General features: G+C 66.5%; 18 protein-coding genes and 1 tRNA gene. 3 read left to right on the top strand and 16 right to left on the bottom strand.

The features are described from left to right. Window positions 1-25: 25 nt before the first annotated feature. The 6 genes from pheT to thrS all read right to left on the bottom strand — a co-directional run bounded on the left by pheT (window position 26) and on the right by thrS (window position 6,999). Complete coding sequence (gene pheT, locus O0J73_RS08225) at window positions 26-2,422, bottom strand: phenylalanine--tRNA ligase subunit beta (protein ID WP_308308466.1); 2,397 nt, start codon at window positions 2,420-2,422, stop codon at window positions 26-28. A gap of 60 nt (window positions 2,423-2,482) precedes the next feature. Beyond that, the gene (locus O0J73_RS08220; RefSeq protein ID WP_072169124.1) at window positions 2,483-3,478 is read right to left on the bottom strand and encodes a phenylalanine--tRNA ligase subunit alpha; all 996 of its coding nucleotides are present in this window, start codon (window positions 3,476-3,478) and stop codon (window positions 2,483-2,485) included. Between the two features lie 193 nt (window positions 3,479-3,671). Beyond that, on the bottom strand, window positions 3,672-4,031 hold the full coding sequence (rplT, locus tag O0J73_RS08215; protein WP_005410435.1) for a 50S ribosomal protein L20: 360 nt from the start codon (window positions 4,029-4,031) through the stop codon (window positions 3,672-3,674). A gap of 11 nt (window positions 4,032-4,042) precedes the next feature. Next, complete coding sequence (gene rpmI / locus O0J73_RS08210; RefSeq protein ID WP_005410436.1) at window positions 4,043-4,240, bottom strand: 50S ribosomal protein L35; 198 nt, start codon at window positions 4,238-4,240, stop codon at window positions 4,043-4,045. A gap of 266 nt (window positions 4,241-4,506) precedes the next feature. Beyond that, complete coding sequence (gene infC, locus O0J73_RS08205) at window positions 4,507-5,049, bottom strand: translation initiation factor IF-3 (protein ID WP_080357233.1); 543 nt, start codon at window positions 5,047-5,049, stop codon at window positions 4,507-4,509. A gap of 48 nt (window positions 5,050-5,097) precedes the next feature. Then, window positions 5,098-6,999 carry a threonine--tRNA ligase gene (gene thrS, locus O0J73_RS08200; protein ID WP_197563396.1) on the bottom strand — a complete coding sequence of 634 codons (1,902 nt, stop codon included), beginning with the start codon at window positions 6,997-6,999 and terminating at the stop codon, window positions 5,098-5,100. A 429-nt stretch (window positions 7,000-7,428) separates the two neighbouring features. On the opposite strand from thrS, the gene O0J73_RS08195 reads away from it, so the two are divergent. From O0J73_RS08195 to O0J73_RS08185, 3 genes are read left to right on the top strand one after another with little or no spacing between them, the layout of a single operon-like run. Next, window positions 7,429-7,725 carry a hypothetical protein gene (locus tag O0J73_RS08195; protein ID WP_308308465.1) on the top strand — a complete coding sequence of 99 codons (297 nt, stop codon included), beginning with the start codon at window positions 7,429-7,431 and terminating at the stop codon, window positions 7,723-7,725. Continuing rightward, entirely contained in the window at window positions 7,725-7,988 is a 264-nt protein-coding gene (locus O0J73_RS08190) for a hypothetical protein (RefSeq protein WP_308308464.1), read from the top strand. Before O0J73_RS08195 ends, O0J73_RS08190 begins: the two co-directional genes overlap by 1 nt. 10 nt (window positions 7,989-7,998) lie before the next feature. Then, the gene (locus O0J73_RS08185) at window positions 7,999-9,558 is read left to right on the top strand and encodes a PepSY-associated TM helix domain-containing protein (protein ID WP_308308463.1); all 1,560 of its coding nucleotides are present in this window, start codon (window positions 7,999-8,001) and stop codon (window positions 9,556-9,558) included. A 96-nt stretch (window positions 9,559-9,654) separates the two neighbouring features. Here O0J73_RS08185 and O0J73_RS08180 read toward each other — a convergent pair whose 3' ends face one another. The 10 genes from O0J73_RS08180 to O0J73_RS08135 form a co-directional block, all read right to left on the bottom strand. After that, window positions 9,655-10,044: a VOC family protein gene (locus O0J73_RS08180; RefSeq protein WP_197586618.1), complete on the bottom strand. Its 390-nt coding sequence runs from the start codon at window positions 10,042-10,044 to the stop codon at window positions 9,655-9,657. 100 nt (window positions 10,045-10,144) lie between these two features. Continuing rightward, complete coding sequence (locus O0J73_RS08175) at window positions 10,145-11,338, bottom strand: glycoside hydrolase family 18 protein (RefSeq protein WP_308308462.1); 1,194 nt, start codon at window positions 11,336-11,338, stop codon at window positions 10,145-10,147. Between the two features lie 287 nt (window positions 11,339-11,625). Continuing rightward, window positions 11,626-13,734, bottom strand: a complete 2,109-nt coding sequence (gene pnp, locus O0J73_RS08170; protein WP_006458359.1) for a polyribonucleotide nucleotidyltransferase — start codon at window positions 13,732-13,734, stop codon at window positions 11,626-11,628. Between the two features lie 151 nt (window positions 13,735-13,885). Beyond that, the gene (gene rpsO / locus O0J73_RS08165) at window positions 13,886-14,146 is read right to left on the bottom strand and encodes a 30S ribosomal protein S15 (protein WP_005417886.1); all 261 of its coding nucleotides are present in this window, start codon (window positions 14,144-14,146) and stop codon (window positions 13,886-13,888) included. Window positions 14,147-14,320: 174 nt separating this feature from the next. Further along, a complete protein-coding gene (truB, locus tag O0J73_RS08160; protein WP_308308461.1) occupies window positions 14,321-15,229 on the bottom strand; it encodes a tRNA pseudouridine(55) synthase TruB in 909 nt (302 codons plus the stop codon). Between the two features lie 105 nt (window positions 15,230-15,334). Continuing rightward, on the bottom strand, window positions 15,335-15,718 hold the full coding sequence (gene rbfA, locus O0J73_RS08155) for a 30S ribosome-binding factor RbfA (RefSeq protein WP_005410447.1): 384 nt from the start codon (window positions 15,716-15,718) through the stop codon (window positions 15,335-15,337). A gap of 124 nt (window positions 15,719-15,842) precedes the next feature. After that, complete coding sequence (gene infB / locus O0J73_RS08150; RefSeq protein WP_049458242.1) at window positions 15,843-18,488, bottom strand: translation initiation factor IF-2; 2,646 nt, start codon at window positions 18,486-18,488, stop codon at window positions 15,843-15,845. 92 nt (window positions 18,489-18,580) lie between these two features. Continuing rightward, complete coding sequence (nusA, locus tag O0J73_RS08145; protein WP_308308460.1) at window positions 18,581-20,092, bottom strand: transcription termination factor NusA; 1,512 nt, start codon at window positions 20,090-20,092, stop codon at window positions 18,581-18,583. A gap of 4 nt (window positions 20,093-20,096) precedes the next feature. Then, a complete protein-coding gene (gene rimP / locus O0J73_RS08140) occupies window positions 20,097-20,687 on the bottom strand; it encodes a ribosome maturation factor RimP (protein ID WP_006458581.1) in 591 nt (196 codons plus the stop codon). 389 nt (window positions 20,688-21,076) lie between these two features. Continuing rightward, window positions 21,077-21,153 (bottom strand) — tRNA-Met (locus O0J73_RS08135). Window positions 21,154-21,311: the final 158 nt, after the last annotated feature.

Here is a 21,311-nt window from a genome sequence, read left to right as displayed (position 1 = left end):
CCTGCTACCCCCGAGTGCTGCCCGCTCAGCCGCGGATCCGGGCGTGGTGTTCACGCTCGATGGCAGTGACCGCCTCGGCCACCACCGCATCCACGTCGCGGTCCGTCAGAGTGCGCGACTTGTCCTGCAAAATCAAGCCCATAGCGAGACTCTTGAATCCCGGCTCGACGCCCTGGCCGACATAGCGGTCGAACAGGTTCAGGTCGCGCAGCAGCGGCCCGGCGGCTTGGCGGACGGTGGCGGCCAGATCGGCCCAGGCCACCTGTTCAGGCACCAGGAACGCCAGGTCGCGGCGCACCGCGGGGTAGCGCGACAGTTCGCCGGCACGCGGCAGGCGGCGGGCGGTCAGCGGCTCCAGGTCCAGCTCGAACGCATAGACATCGGCCTCGATCTCCATCGCCTTGGCCAGGCGCGGGTGGATCTGGCCAATCCAGCCAATGGCCACGCCATCGCGCAGCACCTCGGCCGAACGCACCGGGTGGCCGTAGGCACGGGCCGACGGGCGGAACTCCAGCTGCGCGCCACTGGCGGCGGCCAGCGACTCCAGGTCGCCCTTCAGGTCATGGAAATCGACCTTGCGGGTCGGCAGGCCCCACTGCACCGCCTGCGCCTCGCCGCAGACCGCGGCGGCCACACGCGGTGTTTCCAGCGGTGCCGGCCGGCTTTCGCCGGGCGACGCGTTGCCGGCCTGCTGGGCGAACACCCGTCCGAGTTCGAACAGGCGCACCCGGCCCAGCTGGCGGGCGGCATTACGGCCGAGCGTGGCGACCAGGCCCGGCAGCAGCGACGGGCGCATCACCGCCAGTTCGGCCGACAGCGGGTTGGCCAGCGGCACCAGGCCGTCGCGCAGCTGCCACTGGGTCAGCAGCGCGTCGTCGACGAAGGCGAAATTGACCGTTTCCTGCTGATCACGGGCGATCAGCTGGCGACGCACACTCAGCGCATCCAGCTGGGTTTCGCTCGGCATCGCCACGCGCGAGGCACCGCCCGGCAGCGTGGTCGGGATCTGCTCGTAACCGTGGATGCGGGCCAGCTCCTCGATCAGGTCTTCCTCGATGGCGATGTCGAAGCGGCGGCTCGGCGCGGCCACCTGCCAGCCCTCGGCCGTCGCGCTCACGTCCATGCCCAGCGCGCGCAGGATGCGCTCGACTTCGGCGTCTTCGATGGTGATGCCGAGCACGCGGGTAATGCGCGCGCGGCGCAGCGCGATGGTTGCCGGCTGCGGAAGATCGGCCTCACGCACGGCCTCGGTGACCGGTGCCGGGATGCCGCCGGCCAGGTCCAGCACCAGGCGGGTGGCGTATTCGATGGCGGTGCGCGGCAGTGCCGGATCGACGCCACGCTCGAAGCGGTGGCCGGCATCGGTGTGCAGGCCCAGCTTGCGGCCACGGCCCATGATCGCGGCCGGCGCGAAGTGTGCGGCTTCCAGGAACACGGCGGTGGTCGCGTCGGTGACGCGGGTATCGAAGCCGCCCATCAGGCCGGCCAGGCCGACCGCGCGGTCGGCGTCGGTCACCACCAGGAAGCTGTCGTCCAGCGCAGCATCGCGGCCGTCCAGCAGCTTCAGCGTCTCGCCCGCGCGCGAACGGCGCACGGCGATGCTGCCCTGCAGGGTGCCGAGGTCATAGGCATGCATCGGCTGGCCCAGCTCCAGCATCACGTACTGGGTGATGTCGACCAGCAGCGACACCGGGCGCACGCCGCTGCGGCGCAGGCGCTCGGCCATCCACAGCGGGGTCTTCGCCGCGGCGTTGACGCCCTCGATGACACGGCCGAGGTAACGCGGCGCTTCGGCACCGGCATCCAGCTGGATCGACAGTTCACGGCTGCCGACGGCCGCAATGGCGTCGGCGGCGAAATCCAGCACTTCGCTGCGGGTGGCGGCGGCAACGTCGAAGGCGATGCCGCGCAGGCTGAAGCAGTCGGCGCGATTCGGGGTCAGCTTGATCTCGATGCTGGCATCGGGCAGGCCCAGGTACTCGACCAGGGCCTGGCCGACCGGGGCGTCATCGGGCAGTTCCAGCAGGCCGGACGCATCGTTGTCCAGGCCCAGTTCCTTGGCCGAGCACAGCATGCCGTTGGACTCGACGCCGCGCAGCTTGGCCGGCTTGATCTTCAGCTCGCCGATCTGCGCACCAACCATCGCCAGCGGCGCGACCAGGCCCGGGCGCGCGTTCGGCGCACCGCAGACGATCTGCAGCAGCTCGCCCTGCCCGGCATCGACCCTGCACACCTGCAGGCGGTCGGCTTCCGGATGGCGGACGGCCTCGACGATGCGTGCCACGACCACGTGATCGAGGCCTTCGCCCAGCGCGGTCACTTCTTCCACTTCCAGGCCGATGGCGGTCAGCACCGCACTCAGTTCATCGCGCGAAGCGCTGGTCGGGACGTGGCTGCGCAGCCAGTTTTCGGAGAATTTCATGGTGTCACCCTGGTGGGCCCGGCGCACGCGCCTGGGCCTGCGAATTTGGAAGCTGTCGTTTTACGCGAACTGTTTCAGGAAGCGCACGTCGTTCTCGAAGAACGCACGCAGGTCGTTGACGCCGTAGCGCAGCATCGCGAAGCGCTCCACGCCCATGCCGAAGGCGAAGCCGGTGTAGCGCTCCGGATCGATGCCGACGTTGCGCAGCACGTTCGGATGGACCATGCCGCAGCCGAGCACTTCCAGCCAGCGGGTGCTGCCATCGGGCTGCTGCCAGGCGATGTCCACTTCCGCACCCGGTTCAACGAACGGGAAATAGCTGGGGCGGAAGCGCATTTCGAAATCGCGCTCGAAGAAGGCGCGCACGAACTCGGCCAGCGTGCCCTTCAGGTCGGCGAAGGTCGAATGCTCGTCCACCAGCAGGCCTTCCACCTGGTGGAACATCGGCGAGTGGGTCTGGTCACTGTCGCTGCGGTACACCTTGCCCGCGGCGATCATGCGCAGCGGCGGCGCGTGGTCGCCCATGTAGCGCACCTGCACACCCGAGGTATGCGTGCGCAGCAGGCGGCCGTCGCCGAAGTAGAAGGTGTCATGCATCGCGCGCGCCGGATGGTGCGGCGGGAAGTTCAGCGCCTCGAAGTTGTGCCAGTCGTCCTCGATCTCCGGCCCTTCCGACAGCTCGTAGCCCAGGCGGCCGAAGATGCCGGTGATGCGCTCCAGGGTGCGGGTGATCGGGTGCAGGCCGGCGCGCTCGCCGTTGCGGCCCGGCAGGGTGATGTCGATGGCTTCAGCGGCCAGGCGCGCATCCAGTGCCGCGTCTTCCAGCAGCGCCTTGCGCTCGCCCAGCGCGCGGGTCAGCGCATCGCGGGCCTGGTTGATGGCTTCACCGGCGGCCTTGCGCTCGTCGGCCGGCAGGGCGCCGAGCTGCTTGAGCTGCGAGGTGATGCTGCCGCTCTTGCCAAGCAGGGCCACGCGCAGCTGTTCCAGCACGTCGGGGCTCTGTGCGGCGGCCACATCGGCCAGCGCCTGGGTGGTGAGGGATTGGATGTCGCTCATGGGGGGCCGGAACTCCAGTCGATCTGCCATCGCGATGCGCGAAGGGCCGACCCCTGTCGCCACCGCCGTCCCTGCGCTGCCGCTGTGGCCGCGCCGGGACCCAAAAAAGAATGGGGAAGGACTTGCGCCCTTCCCCATGCATTGCCTTGACCTGACACCGTTCCGAGTGAACGGTTACGGCATCGGGAAGGACTTATGCCGCCAGCGCGCCCTTGGCCTTTTCGGCCAGCGCGGCAAAACCGGCTGCGTCGTGCACGGCGATGTCAGCCAGGACCTTGCGGTCCAGGGTGATGCCAGCCTTCAGCAGGCCGTTCATGAAGCGGCTGTAGCTCAGGCCGTTGATGCGGGCAGCCGCATTGATACGGGTGATCCACAGCGAACGGAAGTTGCGCTTCTTCTGCTTACGGCCGATGTAGGCGTACTGCTGTGCCTTGATGACGGCCTGCTTGGCAACGCGGAAGACCTTGCGACGGGCGTTGTAATAGCCCTTGGCGAGATCCAGGATTTTCTTGTGGCGGCGACGCGCCTGTACGCCACGCTTAACTCGTGCCATTTTTCAGTTCCTCAGAGGTAAGGGAGCATGCGGTCCAGACGGCCTGCGTCTTCTGCACGGACATGGCCCGTCTGACGCAGATTACGCTTACGCTTGGTCGCTTTCTTCGTGAGGATGTGGCTACGGTTGGCGTGGCCGCACTTGTACTTGCCCGAGGCGGTCTTGCGGAAACGCTTGGCCGCTGCCCGGTTGGTCTTGATCTTGGGCATTGCAATGTCCTTGATGGGATTTGACCCTGGTTTCTGACTGATCTGGCGGCGGCCTGGGCCGCTCTTTCCGTCCTGCCATGATCGGCGTACGACCCGTCCTGGGTGGGTCGAGCCGGGCATGATACAGGCAAAACCGCCCTGTCACCAGCCCCTGCAACCCTTTCACCGGCAATTCACCGGGGTGCCGCAAAAGCAAAGGGACGCCATCGGCGCCCCTTCACCCTGAACCATTCAGCCAGGCGCCCCGGAAGGCGGCCGGTCAGGCCTCAGGTCTTCTTCTTAGGTGCGATCATCATGACCATCTGACGCCCTTCCAGGCGCGGACGGGATTCAATGACGATGTCCTCGCCCAGATCGGCCTCGATCCGGTTGGCCATTTCGCGGCCCAGTTCCTGGTGGCTCATTTCACGGCCACGGAAACGGATGTTGACCTTGATCTTGTCACCATCTTCGAGGAACTCACGCATCTTGCGCAGCTTGATCTGGTAGTCGCCCTCGTCCGTGACCGGACGGAACTTCACTTCCTTGATCTCGACCTGCTTGCTCTTCTTCTTGGCCTCGTTGGCCTTCTTCTGCGCTTCGAACTTGAACTTGCCGAAGTCCATGATCTTGCAGACCGGCGGATCGGCCTGCGGCTGGATCTCGACCAGGTCCAGGCCTTCATCTTCGGCCATGGACAGCGCTTCGTCGCGCGACAACACGCCGATCATTTCTCCGTCACTGCCGATCACGCGGACGCGCGGCACACGGATTTCCTGATTCTTGCGGTTCTGTTTGTTGTCAGGGGTGCTGATATTACGTTCTCCCAAGGGTATCGAACCGGTCCGGGTGCCTGTGCGCCCGGACCGGACCTTTGCTTACGCGCCCTCGGCGTGGAGCCGCTCGATGAAGGCCTGCAGGCTCATGCTGCCCAGGTCTTCGCCAGAACGCGTACGCACCGCTACAGCGCCGTTTTCCTTCTCGCGGTCACCAATGACCAGCAGGTACGGCACGCGCTGCAACGTATGCTCGCGGATTTTATAGCCGATCTTCTCGTTACGCAAATCCGAGCTGACGCGGAAGCCTTGCTCCGCAAGGGTTTTGGTCACGCCCGAGACGTATTCAGCCTGGGCGTCGGTGATGTTGGCCACCACCACCTGGGTCGGCGCCAGCCAGGCCGGGAACTGGCCGGCGTGGTGCTCGATCAGGATGCCCAGGAAGCGCTCCATCGAGCCGACGATGGCCCGGTGCAGCATGACCGGGTGCTTTTTCTGGCTGTTCTCGTCCACGTACTCGGCGCCGAGGCGGCCCGGCATCATGAAGTCGACCTGCATGGTACCCAGCTGCCAGGTACGGCCGATGGCGTCCTTCAGGTGGTACTCGATCTTCGGGCCGTAGAATGCGCCCTCGCCCGGCAGCTCCTGCCACTCCACGCCACAGGCGGTCAGCGCCGAGCGCAGCGCGCCTTCGGCCTTGTCCCAGGTGGCGTCATCGCCCAGTCGCGATTCCGGGCGCAGCGCGATCTTGATCTGGATCTCGTCGAAGCCGAAGTGCTGGTAGACCGCAAGCGCCTGCTGGTGGAACGCGGTCACTTCCGATTCGATCTGGTTTTCGGTGCAGAACACATGCCCGTCGTCCTGGGTAAAGCCACGCACGCGCAGAATGCCGTGCAGCGCGCCGGACGGCTCGTTGCGGTGGCAGGAACCGAACTCACCGTAGCGGATCGGCAGGTCGCGGTAGCTGTGCAGGCCCTGGTTGAACACCTGGATGTGGCCCGGGCAGTTCATCGGCTTGACCGCGTAGGTGCGCTTCTCCGATTCAGTGAAGAACATGTTGTCCTGGTAGTTGTCCCAGTGACCGGACTTCTTCCACAGGCTCACGTCCAGGATCTGTGGGCAGCGCACTTCGCCGTAGCCGCTGTTGCGGTATACCTTGCGCATGTACTGCTCGACCACCTGCCACAGCGCCCAGCCCTTCGGGTGCCAGAACACCAGGCCCGGCGCCTCTTCCTGCAGGTGGAACAGGTCCTGCTGCTTGCCGATGCGGCGGTGGTCGCGCATCTCGGCTTCTTCGATGCGCTTGATGTACGCCTCAAGCTGCTTCTTGTCGGCCCAGGCGGTGCCGTAGATGCGCTGCAGCTGCTCGTTCTGCGCGTCGCCACGCCAGTATGCGCCGGAAATGCGGGTCAGCTTGAAGGCCTTCAGGAAGCGCGTGTTCGGCACGTGCGGGCCGCGGCACATGTCCACGTATTCCTGGTGGTAGTACATGCCCATCGCCTGGATGTCGTCGGACATGTCCTCGATCAGGCGCAGCTTGTAGTCCTCGCCACGGGCCTTGAAGATCTCGACCACCTCGGCGCGCGGCGTCATCTTCTTGATGACGTCGTAGTCCTGGGCGATCAGCTCGCCCATGCGCTTCTCGATCGCCGCCATGTCGTCCGGGGTGAACGGGCGCTCGGAGTAGATGTCGTAGTAGAAGCCCTCGGCGATCACCGGGCCGATGACCATCTTGACGTCCGGGTACAGCTGCTTGACGGCGTGGCCGACCAGGTGCGCGCAGGAGTGGCGGATGATCTCCACGCCCTCCTCGTCCTTGGCGGTGATGATGCGCAGGCTGGCATCGTGGTCGATGACATCGCTGGCATCGACCAGCACGCCATCGACCGAACCGGCGATGGTGGCCTTGGCCAGGCCGGCGCCGATCGACTGGGCGACGTCCATGACGCTGACGGGGTTTTCGAACTCGCGGCGGCTGCCGTCGGGAAGGGTGATATTGATCATCGCAGTGGCTTCGTGCGGGGCCCGCCGGGCGGGCTGGAAAGCGTTCCCGGGCGATGGCCCGGGCAATAAAAAAGCGCCGCGAGGGCGCCTGGAACGCAGGGCCTTCGGGGGCAGGTCAACCGTGGGCGGTGGTAGTGCTCATGTCGCACGCTCGGCCGGCGCTGGGCGCGGGCCACCTTGTTCCAGTCAGGGGTCTGCGACGATCTTAAACCAGCAGGGAGGAAAGCCCAAGGGCTACCGTACGGTCCGCTGAATGGCCAGCGCTGGCGGCGTGAAAACGCAATGATTACCATGTCCGCGCAGCCCGCCCCGTGCCAGCCTGCCCGCTTCCCTCCAGGACCTCGTGATGCGTCACCCGCTCCGACCGGCTCCCGCCGGCCCCGCCCGTGCCCCGCGTTCGTCGGCCCGCTGCCAACGCGGTCGCCCGCAATGATCACCGTCGGCCTTTCCACGCTGGGATTCTGCAGCCTGGGCATGCTGGCGGCGATGTTCTCGGCGCTGGCGTTCTATGCCGCCTCGCCGCACTGCCGCTGGCCGCGCCTGCGCCGCGCAGGACGCCTCGGCCACCAGATCGGCCTGGTCGCCGCCGCCGCATCGCTGTGGCTGTGGATGGCCGAGCTGGGCTTCGCCGCTGGCCTGGTCGCAATGCTGTGCACCTGGATGCTGTCGGCGATGCTGTTGCCGGCATTGGCCGCGTGGCATCGCCCCGACTCGGAGACGCCGTGATGTGGGCGCGCGCTTTTGCCGGTATCTTCGCCGGCTTCTTCCTGGCGGCCGCCGCCACCGGGCTGGTCACCTGGCTGCCACCCGGCCCGTGGCAGAACGCCCTGGTGCCTGCGCTGATTTCCTTCGTGCCGCTGTGGATGCTGGCGGCTTTGTGGGCCTTCAGTTTCCGCCGCGCGGGGTATGCCTGGCTGGCCCTGGCCGGCAGCGCGGCGGCCGGTTTCGGTGTGCTCGGGCTGCTGCGCATGGCCGGCGCCGTGCAATGAGATCAATCGCATGAAGTTCAGCTCGCAGACCCTGCGCACGTTCACCACCCTGCACACCTGGGTCGGCCTGGTGGCCGGCTTCGGGCTGTTCGTGGCCTTCTATGCCGGTGCGCTGACCCTGTTCCACCACGACCTGCCGCTGTGGCAGACGCCGGGCGCGGCCACTGCGTTGCCCGCCAGCCTGGATGACGCGCAGTACCTGCTGGAGGATGTGCTGACCGCACATGCGGAAGCACGCCGGCATGTCGGCATGACCTTCCCCGGTGCCGAGCATCCGCAGCCGCTGGCCTACTGGCAGGCCGACGACGGGGGATGGCGCTATGCCTGGCCGGGGCAGACCGCCGGCAGCCCGACGCCGCCGCAGTCGGGCCTGGCCGAACTGGTCAACGAGCTGCACTACAGCCTGGGCCTGCCGGTGGCCGGCATCTACGTAATGGGCATCGTCAGCCTGCTGTATGGCATGGCCCTGCTCAGTGGCCTGGTGATCCATCTGCCGAAACTGCTCGGCGACCTGTTCGCGCTGCGCCCGGGCCGCAACCTCAAGCAGCTGTGGCAGGACGCACACAACGTGATCGGTGTGCTCAGCCTGCCGTTCCACCTGATGTTCGCGGTGACCGGTGCCCTGCTCTGCCTGGTGTTCATCCAGATCGCCCTGCTCAACCCGCTCATCTTCGAAGGCAAGGCCATGCAGGCGGTGCCGACGGCGATGGACACCGCGCCCGTGCGCGCCGCCAGCGGCGTGCCGGCCGCTCCGGGCAGCCTGCGCGAACTGCATGCGCGCGCGCTGGAAGTGGCGCGCGCGCAGGGCGTGACCGATTTCGAACCGGCCTACCTGAAACTGGCCAACGGCGGTGATGCCAATGCCACCATCGAGATCACCGGTGAGTCCAGCGGCACCCTCGGCCCGCTTGGCTCGGTCGCGCTGGACGTCGCCAGTGGCCGCCTGCTGGCCAGTCAGCTGCCCGGCCACCGTGATGCCAACCACGCCACGCTCAGCGCCGCCTATGCGCTGCATTTCGGTGAGTTCGGCAATGGCGTGGTGGTCTGGCTGTACTTCCTGCTGGGCCTGGGCGGTGCCTTCCTGTTCTATTCGGGCAACCTGCTGTGGATCGAATCGCGGCGCAAGCGCCGGCAACCACAGCAACCGCGCTCCGGGGTGAACATGGCGCGGGCCACGGTGGGCGTGTGCATCGGCCTGTGCGTGGCGATCTCGGTCGCATTCGCCAGCGCCCTGGTGCTGGAACGGGTGGCACCGTCCGCCGTTGATCACGGCATCCGCTGGGCCTGTTTCGGCAGCTGGGCCGCCTGTGCGCTGTGGGCAGCACTGCGCCGCCCGGCCCAGGCGGCACGCGAACTGCTCTGGGCCGCCGCGATCAGCACCGCGCTGGTGCCGGTACTGCATGGTGCCCTCAGCGGTGACTGGCTGTGGCGCGCGGCCGCGCATGGGCACTGGCCGCTGTTCTGGGTCGATGCGATCGCACTGGCCATGGCGTTCGGCTTTGCCCGGCTGGCACTGGCCAGCCAGCGTCGCGCGCGCAACGGCGATCCCAACAGCGTCTGGGCGAATTGAGGCGCCCGCCCGGCACTCCGTAGAGTCGAGCTTGCTCGACTGCTGTTGCCTTCTCGCCCCACGCAGTCGAGCAAGCTCGACTCTACGGCATCCGGATCACGCGCCGCTGGGGTAACGGCTGACTTCGATCAGATTGCCGTCAGGGTCGCGGAAGTACACCGACTCGATCGGCCCCAATGCACCTGTGCGCGGCACCGGCCCCTCTTCCACCACGACAGCCTGCGCGCGCAGATGGGCCAGCACATCGGCAGTCGCCGTGCCCGTGACCAGGCACAGATCGGCACTGCCCGGCGTGGGCTGCGCGGCGTGCGGCTGCAGCGGCGCACTGGCCGGGTGCAGGTTGATCTTCTGCTGGCCGAACTGCAGCGCAGTGCGGCCGGCGCCGAAACGCACGACCTGCATGCCAAGCACGCGCTGATAGAAGTCACAGCTGCGCTCGATGTCGGCAACGGTGAGGACCAGATGGTCGAGGCGGTCGATGAGGATCATGCCCGCAGCTTAACGCTGCGGGCGTTGCCTGGCTGTGCGGCCTCGGGCCGATGGCGTTGCCGATCGCGCCGGGCATCGCCCGGCATCCACGCGCGGCTCAGTCGCCGATGCGGGCCTTCTGCCACGGGCCAAGCATGGCGTTGAGCAGGCTGGCCTGTTCGTCATCGCCGGTCAGCTCCCACATGAACACCCCGGCCAGGCCCTGCTCGCGGGCGAACTGCGCGCGCAGCCCGATCGAGCGCGGGTCTTCGTAGCTGATGAAGATCTTCTGCTGCGGGTTGTACAGCCACGGGCTCTGCGCCTGCGGCTGCCAGTGCTTCGTCCAGCCGGGCTGGTCGAGATAGCGCGCCTTGATCACCCGCCAGTCGCCCGCGTCGGCCGGTGCGCTGTAGGCCTGGTACAGCCCATCGGCGGCGTCGCCAGTGACCTTGAAACCACGGCCATAGAACGGCACGCCCAGCACCAGCTTGTGGGCCGGCACGCCGTGGTCGCGGTAGTACTGCACCGCGCCGGCCACGTTGTTCCAGCGCCGCAGTTCCGGTGCCAGCGGATCGGCCGGCACTTCATGCAGCGGGGCGTTGAAGGTCGACACCGCGGAGAAACCGGTGCCCATGTCGTAGCTCATCAGGTTGATGAAATCGAACACCCTGGCCAGCGCCGGCAGGTCGTAGCTGGCGGCCGGATCGTAGGGGCCATCGGTCTGCAGGCGACCGGCGGCCAGCGCAGCGGTCAGCAGCATCGGTTGCCCCTGCTTGCGCCCGCGCGCGTCAAGTGCGACGCGGAACGCCTGCGCGAGCCTGGTCAGGTTGGCGCGATCCTGCGGGCGGTGCGCCAGCTCCTTCGGCCCACCGCTGACCGGGAATTCCCAGTCGATGTCCACGCCATCGAAGCTGCCGGCGTGGCGATCGAAGAACAGCGCCATGCAGGAATCGACCAGGCGCTTGCGGCTGGCCTCAGTCAGCGCCGCATCGGAGAAACCGCCCGCGCCCCAGCCGCCGATGGAAATCAGCGTGCGCAGGTGCGGATGCGCCTTCTTCAGTTCGGCCAGCGCAGCGAAGTTGGCCGGCGCTTCGGCACCGACCGTGCAGCGGCCGTCTTCAATGGTGGAAAACGCATAGAACAGGTGGGTCAGGCGTTCGGCCGGAATGCTCGGCACCGGATAGCGCTCGGCCGACCCGCCAGGATAGTAGGCACCGAAGATCGGCGCCTGCGGTGCCGCAGCGGCGTGTGCAGCGATGGGCAGGGCGCCGGCAATCAGCACGGCAAGGACAGCCACGGTCTGGCGCAACATGGGATCTCCCGGTTCGAAGGCGCAGCCACGTTAGCAAACCGATGTGCCTGCGGTACGGATGTCGCGGCATGTCGTCCAGTGGACAGGCGCGATCCGCACAACCGTGACAGAACAATGGCCACCTGGCGGCGCTCATGCACTGCAGCAGGACATGCAGCGACCTGTATGAGCGGCTCCTCGTTGCGTCGACGCAAAGAAAAAGCGGGCCGAAGCCCGCTTTTTCATTTCAGCGATTCCAGAAGCGTGTCAACCAAGGTTGACACCCACCGTAATCGACCGGAGGCCGATTATTCGGCGCTGACGGCGTCGCCTTCTTCCACGGCCTTCATCGACAGGCGGATACGGCCCTGCTTGTCGACTTCCAGCACCTTGACCTTGACCACATCGCCTTCCTTCAGCACGTCGCCGACCTTCTCGACGCGGTCGCTGGAGATCTGCGAGACGTGGACCAGGCCGTCCTTGCCCGGCAGGATGGTGACGAACGCACCGAAGTCCATGATCTTGGCGACCTTGCCTTCGTAGATGCGGCCCGGCTCGACGTCCGAGGTGATCTGCTCGATGCGGGCCTTGGCGGCCTGGGCAGCGATGGCGTTGACCGAAGCGATGACGATGGTGCCGTCATCCTGGATGTCGATCTGGGTGCCGGTTTCCTTGGTGATGGCCTGGATGGTCGAACCACCCTTGCCGATCACTTCGCGGATCTTGTCCGGGTGGATCTTGATGGTCAGCAGGCGCGGCGCGTAGTCGGACAGCTCCGAACGCGGGGCGGTCAGGCCGTGGGCCATTTCGCCCAGGATGTGCAGACGGCCAGCCTTGGCCTGCTGCAGGGCCTGCTTCATGATCTCTTCGGTGATGCCTTCGATCTTGATGTCCATCTGCAGGGCGGAGATGCCCTCAGCGGTACCGGCCACCTTGAAGTCCATGTCGCCCAGGTGATCTTCGTCACCCAGGATGTCGGACAGGACGACGAAACGCTCGCCTTCCTTGACCAGGCCCATGGCGATACCGGCAACCGGCGCCTTCACCGGCACGCCGGCGTCCATCAGGGCCAGCGACGAGCCGCAGACCGAGGCCATCGACGAGGAACCGTTCGACTCGGTGATTTCCGAGACGACGCGGATGGTGTACGGGAAGGCTTCCAACGACGGCATGACAGCCAGCACGCCGCGCTTGGCCAGGCGACCGTGGCCGATTTCGCGGCGCTTCGGGCCCATCATGCGGCCGCACTCACCCACCGAGAACGGAGGGAAGTTGTAGTGGAACAGGAAGTTTTCCTTGTACTCACCGGCAACGGCGTCGATGACCTGGCCGTCACGGGCGGTGCCCAGGGTGATGGTCACGATGGCCTGGGTTTCGCCGCGGGTGAACAGCGAGGAACCGTGGGTACGCGGCAGCACGCCGGTCTTCACGGCGATCGGGCGGACGGTGTCCAGCGCACGGCCGTCGATGCGGACCTTGGTGTCCAGCACCGAGTCACGCATGGTGCGGTATTCCAGCTCGCCGAATTCCTTCGACAGCTCGGCCGGGTTCCAGCCCTCGGCGGCCACACGGCCGGCCAGGGTTTCGACCACGTCCTTCTTGATCGCCGAGATGGCGTCACGGCGCTGCAGCTTGTCGCGCACCTGGAAGGCTTCGCCCAGGCGCGGGCCGATGGCTTCCTTCAGGGCGGAGATCAGCGCGTCGTTCTTGGCCGGGGCTTCCCAGGTCGACGGCTTGGTGCCGGCTTCGACGGTCAGCTCGTTGATCGCATTGATGACCTTCTGCATCTCGCGGTGACCGAAGGTCACGGCGCCCAGCATCACTTCTTCGGACAGCAGCGCGGCTTCGGATTCGACCATCAGCACGGCGTTGGAGGTACCGGCGACGACCAGTTCCAGCTGCGAGTCAGCCAGTTCGCTGACGGTCGGGTTCAGGATGTACTCGCCGTTCTTGTAACCGACCTTGGCAGCGCCGATCGGACCCATGAACGGGGTGCCGGCCAGGGCCAGGGCAGCCGAGGCACCGATCAGGGCCGGGATGTCACCGTCCACGTCCGGGTTCAGCGACATGACCGTGGCGATGATCTGCACTTCGTTCTTGTAGTCTTCCGGGAACAGCGGGCGGATCGGACGGTCGATCAGACGCGAGATCAGGGTTTCCTTCTCGGTCGCACGGCCTTCGCGCTTGAAGAAACCACCCGGGATACGGCCGCCGGCGTAGAACTTTTCCTGATAATCGACGGTCAGCGGGAAGAAGTCCTGGCCTTCGCGCGCGCTCTTGGCGGCGACGGCGGTGACCAGCAGTACGGTGTCGTCCATCTTGACGATGACGGCACCGCTGGCCTGGCGGGCGACTTCGCCGGTCTCAAGCGTGACGGTGTGCTTGCCGTACTGGAAGGTTTTGGTGATTTTTGCCACGGAGGGTGTCCTTGGGGATGCTGTCTGCGAATTTGGACCGTCGGCGACCCTTGCCGCCTGCGGGTGGCCGGATCGTTCCGGCCTGAATCGGGGATTGCGGTGCTACAAAACAAAACCGCGGCGCATCGCTGCGCCGCGGGGGATTCGTTGCTTAGCGACGCAGGCCAAGCTTTTCGATCAGGGCCTTGTAACGCTCGACGTCCTTCTTCTTCAGGTAGTCGAGCAGGCTGCGACGGCGGTTGACCATCTGCAGCAGGCCGCGGCGGCTGTGGTGGTCCTTCTTGTGGGTCTTGAAGTGGCCGGTCAGCAGTTCGATGCGGGCGGTCAGCAGGGCCACCTGGACTTCCGGGGAGCCGGTGTCGGCGGCGCTGCGCTTGTTGTCTTCAATGACCTTCTGGGTGTCGATCGACATTTTCTTTTTTCTCTGTGATGCGTGGCCGGCAGGAACGCGCTTCGCGCACCACCAGGCTCGCCGTGGACTACGAGGATGAAACCTGCGCGAGGCAGGCTGCCGGAAAACGGCCGCGAAATTGTAACGGCCGGGGGCTTCCGGGACAAGGACCGGGGCTGAACCGGCGGGCCCCGGTCAGAGGTTGAAACGGCGCTGGGGGGCCAGCAGGCCGCTGTCATCGACCTGGCCCAGGCCCTGGACAACATCGTCCGGGCCGAACACGGCGACCAGGCCGCGCGGCCAGGACAGGTCGCGCTGGCGCTGGCCGACACAGAACCGGTGAGCCTGGTCGGCGTCGAGGTCGACCCGCGGGTACTCGGCCAGGCCGGCGGCCAGGGGCAGCAGCAGCGCATCCATGGCGGCCTCGTCGCCCGCCTCGACCATCGCCCGCAGCTGGTCCAGGGTGACCATCGCCGGCGCCCGGAACGGTTCGACCCAGAGCCGGCGCAGCGCGCTGATATGGGCACCGCAGCCCAGGCTTTCGCCGAGGTCGCGGGCCAGGCTGCGGATGTAGGTACCCGAGCCGCAGGTGATGCGCAGGCGCAGCCGTTCCGGCTGCTGCTCCAGCACCTCGATGGCGTGCACCTGCACCTCGCGCTCGGGCGCCTCGATGACGTCGCCACGGCGGGCCTTCACATACAGCGGCTCACCGCCCTGCTTCAGCGCCGAATAGATCGGCGCCCGCTGCAGGATGCTGCCGGTCAGCGGCGCCAGCGCGGCCTGCAGGGCCTGCGCGCTGACTGCCGGCACCGGGCGCTGCAGCAGCACCTGGCCTTCGGAATCGTCGGTATCGGTGGTCTGCCCAAGCACGATCTCGGCGTCGTAGGCCTTGGCCGAGCCCAGCAGCAGGCCGGCGATCTTGGTCGCCTCGCCGAAGCACAGCGGCAGCAGGCCGGTGGCCAGCGGGTCGAGGCTGCCAGTGTGACCGCCCTTTTCGGCGCGGAACAGGCGACGGGCCACCTGCAGGGCGGCGTTGGAGCTCATGCCGGTCGACTTGTCGAGCAGCAGGATGCCATCCAGGCGGCGGAACTGAATTCGGGTCATGACAGGATGTTGTAGAGCCGAGCCATGCCCGGCTGCTGCAGCGCGGCCCGCATGGGCATCGCGTTGCCGGAACGGAAAGACGCCGGGCACGGGCCCGGCGCTGCCTTATTCTTCGTCGCTCTCGCGACGCTTCTCCGCGGCCAGCGTATCGGGCAGGTCGCGCAGGATGTTGTCGATGTGCTCACCACGGTCGACCGAGTCGTCGTAGTGGAAATGCAGCTCCGGCACGTGGCGCAGCTTCATGGCACGGGCCAGGTCCATGCGCAGGCGGTAGCCCAGCTCCTTCAGGCCGGCCACGGCTTCAGCCGAACGTTCCGGCATCAGCGCGGTGACGAACACCTTGGCATGGGCCATGTCGCGGGTGATTTCCACGTCGGACACGCTCACCGAGGGCAACCCGTGCTCGCGCACGGCGTTGTGCACCAGGGTGCCGAGTTCACGGCGCAGCTGGGCGGAGACACGGTCGGTTCGATGGAAAGTCTTGGGCACGCGGTCGGGCTCTCGATTCAAATGTGACCCGACCAGGGTCGGGTCCTACCAGGAGGAGCGGCCCGACCAAGGTCGAGCCCCACCAGGGAGCGGACCGGCCCGTGAGGGCCGGTCCGTTGCAGCATTACAGGGTGCGCGGCACTTCGATACGCTCGAAGCACTCGATCTGGTCACCCGGCTTGACGTCGTTGTAGGCCTTCACCGCGATACCGCATTCGGTACCGTTGCGGACTTCCTCGACGTTCTCCTTGAAGCGGCGCAGCGATTCCAGTTCGCCCTCGAAGATCACAACGCTGTCGCGCAGCACGCGGATCGGCTTGTTGCGCTTGACCACGCCCTCGATGACCATCGAGCCGGCAACGGCGCCCAGCTTGGAGCTGCGGAAGACGTCGCGGACCTCGGCGATACCGATGATCTCCTCGCGGATCTCCACGCCCAGCAGGCCGGAAGCCACCTGCTTCACCTGATCGATCACGTCATAGATGATCGAGAAGTAACGCAGGTCAACACCGTTCGATTCGATGATGCGACGGGCCGAAGCATCCGCACGCACGTTGAAGCCGATAACGGTGGCCTTCGAAGCGGCCGCCGAATTGGCGTCCGACTCGGTGATGCCACCCACGCCGGAGTGGATCACGTTGATGCGGATGTCTTCGTTGGACAGCGCGACCAGTGCCTGGCTCAGGGCCTGCACCGAACCCTGCACGTCGGCCTTGATGACCAGGTTGAGGACCTGCTGGCCCTCGCCCTTGCCCAGGGTCGCCATGATGTCTTCCATGCGGCTGCCGGCGGTGGCGACCAGGCGCGATTCACGACGCTTGGTCTCACGCTGCTGGGCAACGTCCTTGGCCAGGCGCTCGTCCTCGACCACCACGAAGTCGTCACCGGCTTCCGGCACGCCGGACAGGCCCAGGACCTGCACCGGGATGGACGGGCCGGCGAACTCCGGCTGCTTGCCGGTTTCGTCGAACAGCGCACGCACGCGGCCGTACTGGATGCCGCACACCAGGTAGTCGCCCTTCTTCAGGCGGCCCTGCTGCACCAGCACGGTAGCGACCGGGCCACGGCCCTTGTCCAGCGACGATTCGATCACCACGCCCGAGGCGCGGCCTTCGTCGACGGCCTTCAGTTCCAGCAGTTCGGCCTGGATCGAGATGGCGTCCAGCAGGTCGTCGATGCCCAGGCCGGTCTTGGCCGAGATCTCCACCATCTGGGTGTCACCACCGAAGTCTTCGGCCACGACCTGCTCGGACAGCAGTTCGTTCTTGACCCGCATCGGGTCGGCGTCGGACTTGTCGATCTTGTTGATCGCCACGATCAGCGGCACACCCGCCGAACGGGCGTGCTGGATCGCTTCCTTGGTCTGCGGCATGACGCCGTCATCGGCGGCCACGACCAGCACCACGATGTCGGTCAGCTTGGCGCCGCGGGCACGCATCGAGGTGAAGGCAGCATGGCCCGGGGTATCCAGGAAGCTGATCACGCCCTTCGGCGTATCCACGTGGTAGGCACCGATGTGCTGGGTGATGCCGCCGGCTTCGCCGGTGGCGACCTTGGTGCGGCGGATGTAATCCAGCAGCGAGGTCTTGCCGTGGTCGACGTGGCCCATGATGGTGACCACCGGCGGGCGCTGGGTGGCTTCGCCCTGATTTTCACCGGTCGAGGCCAGCAGTGCGTCTTCGGCGTCGTTGTCGTTGGCACGGATCGCCTTGTGGCCGAGTTCTTCGGTCACCAGCGCGGCGGTGTCGTGGTCGATGGACTGGGTGATGGTGGCCATCACGCCCATCTTGAACAGCGCCTTGACCACCTCGCCGCCCTTCAGCGCGAGCTTCTGCGCCAGGTCGGCCACGGTGATCGTGTCGCCGATCGCCACTTCACGCACGACCGGTGCGGTCGGACGCTCGAAGCCGTGCGGACCGGCATTGTTGCCACCGCGCGACATGTCGCGACGGCCACCGGACTGGTTGCGACCGCCCGGACGCCCCCGGGTGTTGCTGTTGTTGCTGTTGCCACGACGCGCGCGGTCAGCGGCCGACAGATGCATCTGGCCGGCGAAGCGATCGCCCGGGCCACGCTCGTTGCGCGGCGCGCTGCGGTTGTTGCGGTCATCGTTGCGCGGCGGCGGTGGTGCACCACGCGGCGCAGCCGGGGCGGCGGCCGGAGTGCGCGGCGGGCGCGGCGCGGTTTCATCGATGGGAGCACGCTTGGGCTTGCTGGCCGCCAGCGCCTCGGCAGCCTTGGCGGCGGCCGCAGCTTCTTCGGCAGCCTTCTTTTCGGCCTCGGCGCGCTCCTTGGCGGCAACCTCTTCCTCACGGGCACGGACGATGGCTTCGTCGCGCAGACGATCCTTCTCGGCCAGGGCCTGCTGTTCGGCAAGGTTGCGCGCACGCGACTCTTCCAGCTTGCGCAGGATGTCGGCGCGCTCTTCGTCCGGCGTCATGGCGCGAGCACCATCCTTGACGTAGGTACGCTTCTGGCGCACCTCGACATTCACGGTCGTCTTGCTGCGACCGGAATTGACCGTCACTTCCTGCTGCTTCCGGCGGTTGAGCGTGATCTTCTTTGCAGACTGATCGGTCTCTTCCGGGGCCTGCTCGGGCTTGCCGTGCGAACGACGAAGGAAGCCCAGGAGCTTCACCTTCTCGGAGCTGGTCACGACCTGGTCGGGACCGCTGAACTTCATGCCGGCACCGGCCAGCTGTTCCAGCAGTTTTTCGACCGGCGTGTTGACCAGTTCGGCAAGCTTGCGGATGGTGGTTTGCTGCGACATTCGGATCCTATGATCTTGTGGGCGCCCCCCCGCATCTGGAGGTGGCGCGGATTCTACGCCCTGAGCGGCTCAGGGCCCTGTTCATTGCCGGCTCATTCGCCGCGTTCCAGTCGGGCGATCTCTTCGGCGCGGGCGGCCAGGATCAGCGCAGCGGCGCGCGCCTGATCCAGCCCTTCGATGCCGAAGTCCATGACCTCGTCGGCGGCCAGGTCGGACAGGTCCTCGCTGGTACGCACGCCGTGGCCGGCCAGCGCATACGCGGTGGCTTCGTCCATGCCCTTCAGGGCCAGCAGGTCCTGCGCCGGCTGGCCGTCTTCAAGGCCTTCTTCGACTGCCAGGGCCTCATTGAGCAGCGCATCGCGGGCACGAGCGCGCAGCTCTTCGACGATGTCCTCGTCGAAACCTTCCACGGCCAGCAGTTCGCCGACCGGGACATATGCGATTTCCTCGACGGTGCCGAAGCCTTCGCTGACCAGGATGCCGGCGATCTCTTCGTCCACTTCCAGCTTGTCCATGAACAGCTGGCGGGCCGAAGCCTGCTCGGCCTCCGACTTGGCGGTGACCTGGTCCTGGGTCATCACGTTGAGCTGCCAGCCGGTCAGGCGGCTGGCCAGGCGCACGTTCTGGCCGCCCTTGCCGATCGCCTGGGCCAGGCGGTCTTCAGCCACGGCCAGGTCCATCGAGTGCTTGTCTTCATCGACGATGATCGACTGCACTTCGGCCGGCGCCATCGCGTTGATGACGAAGTTGGCCGGGTTGTCGTTCCACAGCACGATGTCCACGCGCTCGCCATTGAGCTCGTTGGACACGGCCTGCACGCGCGAACCGCGCATGCCGATGCAGGCGCCGATCGGATCGGTGCGCTGGTCGTGGGCGAGCACGGCAATCTTGGCGCGGTCGCCCGGATCGCGGGCACAGGCCTTGATTTCCACCAGGCCCTGGCCGACTTCCGGCACTTCCAGCTTGAACAGCTCGATCATGAATTCCGGGGCGGCGCGGCTGATGAACAGCTGCGGGCCACGCGGCTCCGAGCGCACTTCGGCCAGGTAGCCGCGCACGCGGTCACCGGCACGCAGCACGTCGCGCGGAATGCCCTTGTCCTTCGGAATGAAGCCTTCGGCGTTGCCACCGAGGTCGACATAGATGTTGCCGCGCTCGGCGCGCTTGACCACACCGGTGATCAGTTCGCCGACGCGATCCTTCCACGCATCCACGACCTGCTGGCGCTCGGCTTCGCGCACGCGCTGGACGATGACCTGCTTGGCAGCCTGGGCGGCGATGCGGCCGAAGTCCGGGTTCTCGATCTGCTCTTCGATGTAGTCGCCGACGTCCACGCCTTCGGCTTCGTCGACGGCGTCCATCAGGCGGATCTGGCGATCCGGCGATTCCATCACCACGTCATCGGCCACCACTTCCCAGCGGCGGTAGGTTTCGTAGCTGCCATCCTTGTGGTCGATGACCACGCGGGTCAGCACTTCCTCGTCGGGATAGCGCTTCTTCGCTGCCGAGGCCAGGGCGGCCTCGATGGCATCGAAGATCACTTCACGCGGCACGCCCTTCTCGTTGGCGACTGCGTCGACTACCAGCAACAGTTCCTTGCTCATTGGCTCACTCCGCGCGCGGCTTCTTTGCCGCCGGCTCGTTGGAAGAAGAATTCTTGTTCGGCTTCGGACGCTTCGGTGCCGGACCGGTCGGCTTGCTCGGGGCCAGCCCCAGCGCCACCCAGTCGGGCATGATCCGCGCCTTGTCGATGTTGTCGGCCGACACGATCACTTCGGTCTTGTCGACAACGAAGGTGATGGTGTCCGCGGCCTCGTCGGTTGCTTCGATGCGACCCTGCAGGCGACGACGATTATCCTGCGGCAGCTTCAGGGTGACCTTGGCCATTTCGCCAAGGTGACGGCCGAACTGCTCCAGGTTGAACAGCGGACGGTCCACGCCCGGCGAAGACACTTCCAGCGTGTAGTTGCCGCTGATCGGGTCTTCGACGTCCATCTGTGCCGACACTTCACGGCTGACGCGTTCGCAGTCGTCGACATTGATGATGCGCTCGGGCTGTTCAGCCAGCGGCACGTCGATGTAAAGGCGCAGGGTCGCACCGCCGGGGGCCGGCAGATACTCAACGCCCAGCAGCTCCAGGCCCAGCGACACAACGGTCGGGGCGAGCAGATTCGCGATGTCGGTTGCCTTGTCGCTCACAGCCTGCCTTGATCTCTATGGTTGGGTGCCGGCCTTGGCCAGCGTGGAAACATGACGCCCCGGAAACGACAAAGGGCCCGCTGGGCCCCTTTTCCGGAAAGACTCCGGTGACTGGATTCCGGTTGCAACCTGCAGTGCCTGCCGGTTGCGGCCCTCCTTCCGGGTCCGGACTCCCGCTGGGAGGCCGCCTTCAGGGGTACTGCTAGGCCGCTGATGATAGCGGCTGCACCGCGCTGGTGCAAGGCTTGGCGGCCCCGGAACCCCTTCCCCCGCCACGGGGCATGACCCGATGCGGGAAGGACAGTCGAGCATGGCTCGACGCTACAAAATGTGGACCACCCCAAAGAAAAACGCCTTCGAAGCAGGACTTCGAAGGCGCATTCTTTACTTGGTAGCGGGGGCAGGATTTGAACCTGCGACCTTCGGGTTATGAGCCCGACGAGCTGCCAGACTGCTCCACCCCGCATCAGAAGCGGAATCATAAGTGAATGCTTCAAAACATGCAAGCCTTCCCTCATTCATCAAACCGGTTGGCGCCGATATGAAGTTGGTAGCGGGGGCAGGATTTGAACCTGCGACCTTCGGGTTATGAGCCCGACGAGCTGCCAGACTGCTCCACCCCGC

It is taken from the genome of Stenotrophomonas sp. Sm6012 (assembly GCF_030985895.1).
Lineage (GTDB): Bacteria > Pseudomonadota > Gammaproteobacteria > Xanthomonadales > Xanthomonadaceae > Stenotrophomonas > Stenotrophomonas forensis.
Note: the sequence above shows the minus strand (reverse complement) of the source record. Positions and strands in the feature narration are given on the sequence as shown.

What these genes read in the sequence shown, in the direction of transcription:
- rplT (WP_005410435.1), bottom strand. Translation starts at nt 4,031, where the DNA reads ATGGCACGAGTTAAGCGTGGCGTACAGGCGCGTCGCCGCCACAAGAAA.
- O0J73_RS08175 (WP_308308462.1), bottom strand. Translation starts at nt 11,338, where the DNA reads ATGTTGCGCCAGACCGTGGCTGTCCTTGCCGTGCTGATTGCCGGCGCC.
- nusA (WP_308308460.1), bottom strand. Translation starts at nt 20,092, where the DNA reads ATGAGCAAGGAACTGTTGCTGGTAGTCGACGCAGTCGCCAACGAGAAG.
- truB (WP_308308461.1), bottom strand. Translation starts at nt 15,229, where the DNA reads ATGACCCGAATTCAGTTCCGCCGCCTGGATGGCATCCTGCTGCTCGAC.
- rpsO (WP_005417886.1), bottom strand. Translation starts at nt 14,146, where the DNA reads ATGTCGATCGACACCCAGAAGGTCATTGAAGACAACAAGCGCAGCGCC.
- infB (WP_049458242.1), bottom strand. Translation starts at nt 18,488, where the DNA reads ATGTCGCAGCAAACCACCATCCGCAAGCTTGCCGAACTGGTCAACACG.
- thrS (WP_197563396.1), bottom strand. Translation starts at nt 6,999, where the DNA reads ATGATCAATATCACCCTTCCCGACGGCAGCCGCCGCGAGTTCGAAAAC.
- pheT (WP_308308466.1), bottom strand. Translation starts at nt 2,422, where the DNA reads ATGAAATTCTCCGAAAACTGGCTGCGCAGCCACGTCCCGACCAGCGCT.
- rpmI (WP_005410436.1), bottom strand. Translation starts at nt 4,240, where the DNA reads ATGCCCAAGATCAAGACCAACCGGGCAGCGGCCAAGCGTTTCCGCAAG.
- O0J73_RS08185 (WP_308308463.1), top strand. Translation starts at nt 7,999, where the DNA reads ATGAAGTTCAGCTCGCAGACCCTGCGCACGTTCACCACCCTGCACACC.
- O0J73_RS08220 (WP_072169124.1), bottom strand. Translation starts at nt 3,478, where the DNA reads ATGAGCGACATCCAATCCCTCACCACCCAGGCGCTGGCCGATGTGGCC.
- O0J73_RS08190 (WP_308308464.1), top strand. Translation starts at nt 7,725, where the DNA reads ATGTGGGCGCGCGCTTTTGCCGGTATCTTCGCCGGCTTCTTCCTGGCG.
- O0J73_RS08195 (WP_308308465.1), top strand. Translation starts at nt 7,429, where the DNA reads ATGATCACCGTCGGCCTTTCCACGCTGGGATTCTGCAGCCTGGGCATG.